An 8,272-nucleotide genomic window follows, 5' to 3' on the forward strand; every position below is an offset into this window, starting at 1 on the left:
CAATCCCTAAAATCTATTTCGGAGGTGTATTTTGAGTAATCTTATTTTTTCTGACTCATTTATTAACGGCGAGTTTTATAAAACTGATACGCGCTTTAGCGTTAACGATCCCGCGACCGAAAAAAGTATTGTTGATGTAAGCGATATTGACGAGCAGGGTGTAAATAGCGCAATAACTGCAGCTCAAGGGGCTTTTGTTAAGTTAAAAACTACGAATGCCACCGAGCGAAGCGAAACGTTAATGCGCTGGTATGAGCTAGTTATAAAGCACAAACAAACCCTTGCAGAGCTAATGACCAAAGAGCAAGGCAAGCCGCTCAAAGAATCGCTTGGCGAAATTGATTACGGTGCTGGTTTTATCAAATGGTTTGCAGAAGAAGCCAAGCGCAGTTACGGTGATGTAATTCCGCCAACAGATAACTCGCATCGTTTAACTAGTTTTAAGCAGCCTGTAGGTGTTGTTGCTGGTATTACGCCATGGAACTTCCCTGTTGCTATGGTTACTCGTAAAGTAGCTCCAGCTTACGCTGCGGGCTGTAGCTTTATACTTAAACCTTCTGAACATACGCCACTATGTGCTATCGCACTTGCTTATTTGGCCGATCAAGCTGGTTTTGTTAAAGGTGCATTTAATGTACTGGTTTCACAAGATGCCAAAACAGTCGGTAAAATGCTGACTGATTCAGAAGTCGTGCGTAAGTTTACATTTACCGGCTCTACCGGTGTAGGTAAGCAGTTGCTATCTCAATGTGCAGACACAATTAAACGCACCTCGATGGAGCTTGGCGGCAATGCGCCTTTTATCATTTTTGATAATGCAGATTTAGATGAAGCTGTAGAAGGGCTAATGGCGGCTAAATTTAGAAATAGTGGGCAGGCATGTGTTGCTGCAAACCGTATTTTTATACAACGTAATATTCTCGACAAAGTACTGTCAAAAATCACGCCTAAGGTTGCAGCGTTAAAAGTGGCAAATGGTTTTGAAGACGATGTTGATATTGGCCCACTCATTTACCCTAAAGCTAAAGAGAAAGTACAACAGTTAGTACAAGACGCACTTGATAAAGGCGCTACGTTGATTGGCGATAATAGTGACTTAGGTGGCAGCTTTCAAAACCCATTAATAGTAAACAACGTAACGACAGAGATGGATATTTACCACGAAGAAGTATTTGGTCCAGTATTAACGGTTATTCCTTTTGATGAAGAAAGTGAAGTGCTTGCACTTGCTAACGATGTACCATTTGGTCTAGCAGCCTACTTTTACAGCCAAAATATTAAGCAAATTTACCGAATTAGTGAAGGGCTTGAATTTGGTATGGTCGGCGTAAATGAAGGTGTTATATCAAACCCAGTAGTGCCTTTCGGTGGCGTTAAACAATCTGGTTTGGGCCGAGAAGGTGGGCATCAAGGGCTGGATGAGTACCTAGAAGAAAAATACGTGTGTATTAAAATATAACGGCAGTTAAGTATACGAGCGCGAATTTACTTCGCGCTTTTTTATGACGTTAATATGGCAGATATATGAACTTTACCTTTTACTATTGCTACCCAAAGCGCTAAATGCTACCTTTGGGAACATATTTTTTGTTAATAAAACAACATAAAAAAACAAATAAAAAGTAAAAGGATTTCTATAAGTAGAAATAACCCCGTGTGTAAATGCCACCTTATTTAAGGTGGCATTTTTTATAATTCATTATAAATTATATGCGAGGGCTTACCTCGCGAAAATAAAACTCTAAACCAACGCAAAAGCGCGGCATAAAGCTCCGCCTACGAATAAAACTGGTGCTCATGATAAACCCTTTTATACCTCAATATATCTATTTTCTTCTTGAGGTCCTCAAATTGAGGGGGGGCTTAAAATGGATTGTAACTACATACTTTTTATTCTGGAGGATCTTGGTTTATAATTTAAAAATGCACAATAAAATTAAGCCCCGCAGTTTTATTCATTTTAATTGTTATGAACATAGAATATAGGGTAGCTAAATAATTGTTGTAAATAAGAGATATAATAATATTTGGATTAAAATGGAATATTGATAGGTGTATTAAGTATTTTTGAAATATGTTGAAATGAAATATTACTAGGAGAAAAAGTGGGGCGATTGACGGGGCTTGAACCCGCGACAACCGGAATCACAATCCGGGGCTCTACCAACTGAGCTACAACCGCCACTACACACACCTCGTTTGGTGTGGCGCGCATAATACATAAAATAATAATTGTTGTGAAGCCTAAAAGTGAAATAAATTAAAATAATTTAAATCACGCAAATATAATTAGCATTTGGTCGTTAATATTTTTCCAAAGTAGGCTACATTTTATCGCATAATTGCCTCTGAAAAATCGAATATAGTTGCATTTAATAGTATTAATTCATTATTCTATGAGAATAAATTGTAAATTAATGTATAATAATGCCCGAAAACGCTTAATAAAAAACATTTGGAGTAAATATGGATTCAGTACTTAATTGGCTTAACGAAAACTCAGGCCTAATATTACACTACGGTATTCAAGCGGTTGTTGCGCTTGTTATCTTTTTACTTGGTAGTCGTATTGCCAAGTTTTGTTCTAACTTAACTGAAAAAGGTTTTGCTAAAAAGAAAGTAGATAAAGCTGTAGGGTCGTTTGTTTCAAGCATTGTGTACACACTTGTATTTGCTGTTACTATTTTAATGGCACTTTCGCAAATTGGTATTGAAACAACTTCGTTCATTGCTATTTTAGGTGCTGCAGGCTTAGCTGTTGGCTTAGCATTACAAGGTTCATTATCTAACTTCGCATCAGGCGTACTTATTATTTTACTTCGCCCATTCAAGTCTGGTGACTTTGTTGAAGCAGGTAATAAAATGGGTACTGTTAAGAAAATCGAAATATTCTCAACTGAACTACGCACTCCAGATAATAAAGTAATCATCGTACCAAACTCTCAAATAATGTCAGGCGCTATTACTAACTTCTCGCGTGAGTCTACTCGCCGTATCGATTTAGTTATTGGTGTTAGTTACGATGCTGATTTACGTCAAGCAAAAGAAGTATTAAAATCTGTATTAGATGCAGAAACACGCATACTTAAAGATCCAGCTTATACCGTAGCTGTAAATGAGCTAGGTGATTCTAGCGTAAACTTTGTTGTTCGCCCTTGGGTTAACGCTGCTGATTACTGGCCTACTTACTGGTCATTAATGGAAAATATTAAAATTGCATTAGATGATGCAAATATTGCAATCCCATTTCCACAAATGGATGTTCATTTACACAAGCAAGACTAATTTTAAATAGTTATTTAATTAAAGTTTTCTTTAATTGTTGTAGTGATAAAACGGCTATTAGACATAAAATTTCATGCAGTATTTGCTGCATGAAATTTTTTACATTATTACTTAGCTGTTTTGCTTGCTCTAACAAGTAACGCTTTAATAAAATAGATATACATTTATACAAAGGTTATTTTTTAATGAAATTAAAGCTTTTATCAGTTTTAGTTGCAGCCTCTGCTGCAACAAATGCATTCGCTGCAGACGCAGATCAAAAAACGTGGGAAGTTACCAGTGAACTTGGTGCTATTATCACAAGCGGTAATACCGAAACAACCACACTTAAAGGTGGTATCAAGGTACAACATAACCTTGAAAACTGGAACAACGAATATAAGCTAGACGGCATCTACAAAGAAGATGAAGTTGAAGATGCTAATGGCGACAAAAATAAGCAGCGCACTAACGAAAAGTATTCAATTTCTGCGCAAGGTAATTACAAATTAAATGAAGATCATTCTCATCTATTCATTTATGGTTCACACGTTTCAGATTATTTTGGAGCATATAGAAGTGAGTCGGTAATTTCTGCAGGTTACGGTCTACGTTTATTAAACGAAAAAACAATGTGGTTAAGTGCCGAAGTTGGTCCTGGTTATAAATATTTTGAATACCCAGATGACAGCACTGAAATAGATGATAACGGTAACTCTCTTGCTGGCGAGTTTGAAGGCGAAGTAATTGCCTTAGGTAAATTAGATTACAACTGGCAAATTTCTGAGAGTGCACGTTTTACTCAATTAGTTGCTGTAGAGTATGGTGATACAAACACTAAAACTCGTTCAGAAACTGCATTGCTTGCAAAAATAAACGGCTCATTACAAATGAAAGTCGCTTTTAATGTCACTAACAACTCAGATGTTGCTGACGACAAAGAAAGCACTGACACAGAAACATCATTCACACTGGTTTACAGTTTTTAACCAATGTAACTAAGTTAATGACACTAAAGTGACAAAAGGGACGAAAGTCCCTTTTTTATTTGCTCAAAATTAATGTATTATAGCCACCAATTTTGGTTGTAGACCTAGGGATATACCTACTCGTGAAAGTTTTTACACAATTTATTAGTGCTTTTATTCTACTTTGTAGTTTTAGTACTTTGGCTTTTACGCCAACAGCATCTCAAATTGAGCAATTTAAAAAGTTGCCAAAAGCTCAGCAAGAAGCCCTAGCAAAACAGTATGGTGTTGATATATCAACGATCACCGGTACAAACCAATCTAATAATCAAAATAATACTGAGCAACAAAACAGTATTGGTGAGCGCGCAGAGCCAGAAAAAGAAAAGCTAACAGATGAAGAACGCTTCAAACCAAAAGCAGACGAATTAAAACCATATGGTTATGAGTTGTTTGCAGGTGAACCCACTACATTTATGCCAAGCGAAAATGCCGCAGTATCTGATACGTACATTGTAGGCCCTGGCGATCAGTTAAAAATTAACTTTTACGGAAAAGAAAGCGAAAGTTTTGAAGTCATAGTTGATCGTGAAGGACGTATTAGTATTCCTGATCTAAGCCCTGTAGAAGTTGCAGGTTTAACCTTTGCTGAAATTAAAGAACTAATAAAAGTAAAAGTAGAGCAAGAAGTTATTGGCGTAAAAGCTTTTGTATCGCTTGGTCAACTTCGTAGCATGCGTATTTTAGTGCTAGGTGAGGCTTACAAGCCGGGTAGCTACAGTGTTTCTTCATTAACAACTGTTTCGCACGCATTATTTGTAAGTGGTGGTGTGTCTGACATTGCCTCTCTTCGTAATATTCAAGTTAAACGCGCAGGCAACGTAGTTGCAAATTTTGACCTTTACGACTTACTTATTAATGGTGATAGCAGTAACGATATCGTATTAAAGCCGGGCGATGCTGTATTTATTCCATCAGTTGGCGCTCAAGTAAGAGTTGAAGGTGCGGTTAAACGCCCAGCTATCTTTGAACTTAAAAAAGGTGAATCTGCTAAGCAGTTATTAGCAATGGCCGGAGGCCTTAAACCAAATGCATATGCCAAAAGTGCAATTGTAGAGCGCTTTAACTTCGATCGTAAAGAAGTACTCTCGGTAGATTTTTCAAAATCGCAAATTAACTATATTCCACAAGATGGCGACCGTATTCGCTTTAATTCAGTTAGCTCGCAATATCAAAATTCGGTTAGTCTAATTGGTGCAGTAGCACGCCCAGGTAATTATCAATGGCACCAAGGTAAGCGTATTTCTGATGTACTTAAATCAGTACGTGGTGACTTACTACCGCAAGCCGATTTAAGCTATGGCCTCGTAATCCGCGAAATAAATATAAACGGCGATATAGAAGCACATCAATTTGATGTTGCTCAAGCGATTATCAATAACCCTGAAAATAATTTACAGCTTCAAGCAAATGACAAAATAGTTGTATTTAGTCGTTTTGAAGAAAAAGAAGCAGAGCAATCAGCTCTAGCAAATATGGCCCTTAGCCAAGAGCAACAAGAGCAGCAACAAAAAGCAGAGCAATGGCATAAGTTTGAGCAAAAAGAATTCGAAAAATATATTGGCGTTAATCAAGAAGACGAAGAGCTTGTTCTTGAAGACAATAAAATACTAACAATTGCTGAAATTTCTAAACGTAAAGCAAAAGAAGAAGAAGACCAAGAACTCAAACCTGAAGATTACGCATTATTTAGCCGCCATAACTTACTAGCGCCAATTATTGCTAAATTTAAGCAGCAAGCATCAGTGCAACAAGCAATGCAACTTGTGGAGATCAGTGGAAACGTTACTTTCCCTGGTATTTATCCATTAATGATTGGCGGTGAAGCAAAAGACTTAATAATAGCAGCGGGTGGCTTGTTAGAGTCAGCCTACGTGAAGCAAGCTGAAATTACACGTATTGTAGCCAGTGATGGTTCAAAAATAGAACACCTACGGTTTGATCTCGAAAGTGCGATGAAAGATGAACTTCAAAGTAATATTACATTACAAAGCAAAGACAGCATCAATGTTTTTGCAATTCCAAACTGGCAAGAAAATGTAAAAGTAGAATTAAAAGGCGAGCTTAGATTCCCGGGCACTTATACAATACGCCGTGGTGAAACGCTTACTGAACTACTTGAACGTGCGGGTGGCTTTTCAAAATTTGCAGAGCAAAAAGCAGCTGTATTTACGCGTGCATCGATAAAAGAGCAAGAGCAAAAGCAACTAGCGCGTTTATCTACAGAGCTTCGTCGTGATATAGCTTCAAAAAGCTTTCAGAACTCCGTAAGCAGTAGTACGCTTTCATATGAAGAGATGAACAAGCTGTTAAACGACCTCGCTAGTGTTGAAGCCGTAGGCCGTTTAGTAATTGACTTACCGTTAATTGTAAATAATCAACAAAATTTAGTATTACAAGATGGCGATACACTATATGTACCAAGCAAGCGCGATTCAATTAGTGTAATTGGTGAAGTTAACTACTCAACATCGCATCTTTATAAAACAGGTGTAAGTGTTGATGATTATATAGCGCTAAGTGGCGGGCTCAAAGAGCGTGCCGCTGAAGATCGAATTTACATTATTAAAGCTAATGGTTCAGTGAAAATACCAAATACAGGTGGCTGGTTTGCAGCAAATAATGCTGACCAGTTAGAACCAGGGGACACAATAGTAATCCCAATGGATGCAGGGCATATGGATAAGCTAACGCTTTGGAGTACAGCAACGCAGATTCTTTATCAGCTAGGTGTAGCTGTAGCAGCAATTGGAAGTCTTTAGGTGAAAAATGAATAATCAAGATTACATAGAGGTGGATTTCCGAACTTTAATTTCTATATTATGGAAAGGGCGTATATTAATTGTAGGTATTACAGCTTTATTTTCTGTAATAGCCGTTTTATTCTCACTGTCTTTGCCAAATATTTATCGTTCTGAGGCATTGATCAGTGTCGTTGAACAGGGACAGGACTCAACTTTAAGTGGATTATCCTCCACATTTGGAGGACTGGCTTCCATCGCCGGAATAAATTTACAAGCTGGAAGTGGTAGTAAACGTGATATAGCAATCGAAACACTGAAAAGTAGGACGTTTATTAGTGATTTTATCAATATTAATGAGCTAAAGCCCTTACTAATAGGTGTTGAGGGCTGGAATGCTGAGAAAAACGAACTTATTTATGATTCTGAAGTTTATGATATAGAAAATAACATCTGGGTGCGTGAGGTCAGTTACCCTAAAACAAAAACACCTAGCGACTTAGAAGCATACCGCTACTTAATAAAGGAAAACTTGTCTATTTCGGAAGATGAAGACACTGGTTTTATTCGTGTATCTATAAAACATTATTCACCATATATAGCTAAAAGAATCTTAGATAGCCTTATTAACTCTATAAACAATAAATTACGAATGATCGATATTGAAGAAGCCAATAAAAGTGTAGTTTTTTTACAAAGTAAACTTAAAGAAACTAAGAATGTAGATATAAGAAAAATCATGTTCGATATGATTGAAGGGCAAGTGCAAAATCAAATGCTTGCAGAGGTAAGGGATGAGTATGTGTTTAAAACTATCGATCCTGCAATTGTTGATGAAGTTAAGTTTTCACCTAAAAGAGCTATTTTAAGTATTATGGGTGCAATTTTAGGTTTTTTTATAGCTGTATTCAGTCTTTTAGTGTTTTTTATATATAAACGACAAAAGTAACTAGTGTTAAACCTTGAATATTACTTTTTCTTTTCTATATGTCGCTTTTTAGCATTTAATCAGAGATCAAAAATTTGTCAAAAATAATCTTAAAAGAGTCATATTTATACCTTTTAGGAGAAGTAATAAGTAAAGGTATACCTGTTTTTTTACTTCCTTATATGGCTAAAAAAATGGGAGTAAATGAGTTAGCTAATTTTTCTTTGTATCAGTCAATTATCGCAATAGCCTCTGTAGTTATACTATTGTCAATGGATGGTGCAATTGCCCGCTATTATCACAGGTATGGT

General features: G+C 36.7%; 5 protein-coding genes, 1 tRNA gene and 1 pseudogene. 6 read left to right on the plus strand and 1 reads right to left on the minus strand.

The features are described from left to right. Positions 1-31: 31 nt before the first annotated feature. Entirely contained in the window at positions 32-1,459 is a 1,428-nt protein-coding gene (locus CXF76_RS05485; protein ID WP_101163219.1) for an NAD-dependent succinate-semialdehyde dehydrogenase, read from the plus strand. Between the two features lie 647 nt (positions 1,460-2,106). On the opposite strand, the gene CXF76_RS05490 is transcribed toward CXF76_RS05485, so the two are convergent. Beyond that, positions 2,107-2,182: transfer RNA gene (locus tag CXF76_RS05490), tRNA-His, on the minus strand. Positions 2,183-2,466: 284 nt separating this feature from the next. Here CXF76_RS05490 and CXF76_RS05495 point away from each other — a divergent pair. From CXF76_RS05495 to CXF76_RS20795, 5 genes and pseudogenes are all read left to right on the plus strand, one after another. Further along, positions 2,467-3,285: a mechanosensitive ion channel family protein gene (locus CXF76_RS05495; RefSeq protein WP_024589843.1), complete on the plus strand. Its 819-nt coding sequence runs from the start codon at positions 2,467-2,469 to the stop codon at positions 3,283-3,285. 185 nt (positions 3,286-3,470) lie between these two features. Next, positions 3,471-4,253 carry a DUF481 domain-containing protein gene (locus tag CXF76_RS05500; RefSeq protein ID WP_101163220.1) on the plus strand — a complete coding sequence of 261 codons (783 nt, stop codon included), beginning with the start codon at positions 3,471-3,473 and terminating at the stop codon, positions 4,251-4,253. A 122-nt stretch (positions 4,254-4,375) separates the two neighbouring features. Next, positions 4,376-7,054, plus strand: coding sequence for an SLBB domain-containing protein (locus CXF76_RS05505; protein WP_101163221.1), 2,679 nt, complete (start codon positions 4,376-4,378; stop codon positions 7,052-7,054). Between the two features lie 7 nt (positions 7,055-7,061). Next, positions 7,062-7,982 (plus strand): Wzz/FepE/Etk N-terminal domain-containing protein, encoded by a 921-nt coding sequence (locus CXF76_RS05510; RefSeq protein ID WP_101163222.1) that lies wholly within the window; start codon positions 7,062-7,064, stop codon positions 7,980-7,982. Between the two features lie 74 nt (positions 7,983-8,056). Continuing rightward, positions 8,057-8,272 (plus strand): annotated as a pseudogene (locus CXF76_RS20795) (hypothetical protein); the annotation flags it as partial.

The organism is Pseudoalteromonas sp. 78C3 (assembly GCF_002836695.1).
Classification (GTDB): domain Bacteria; phylum Pseudomonadota; class Gammaproteobacteria; order Enterobacterales; family Alteromonadaceae; genus Pseudoalteromonas; species Pseudoalteromonas arctica.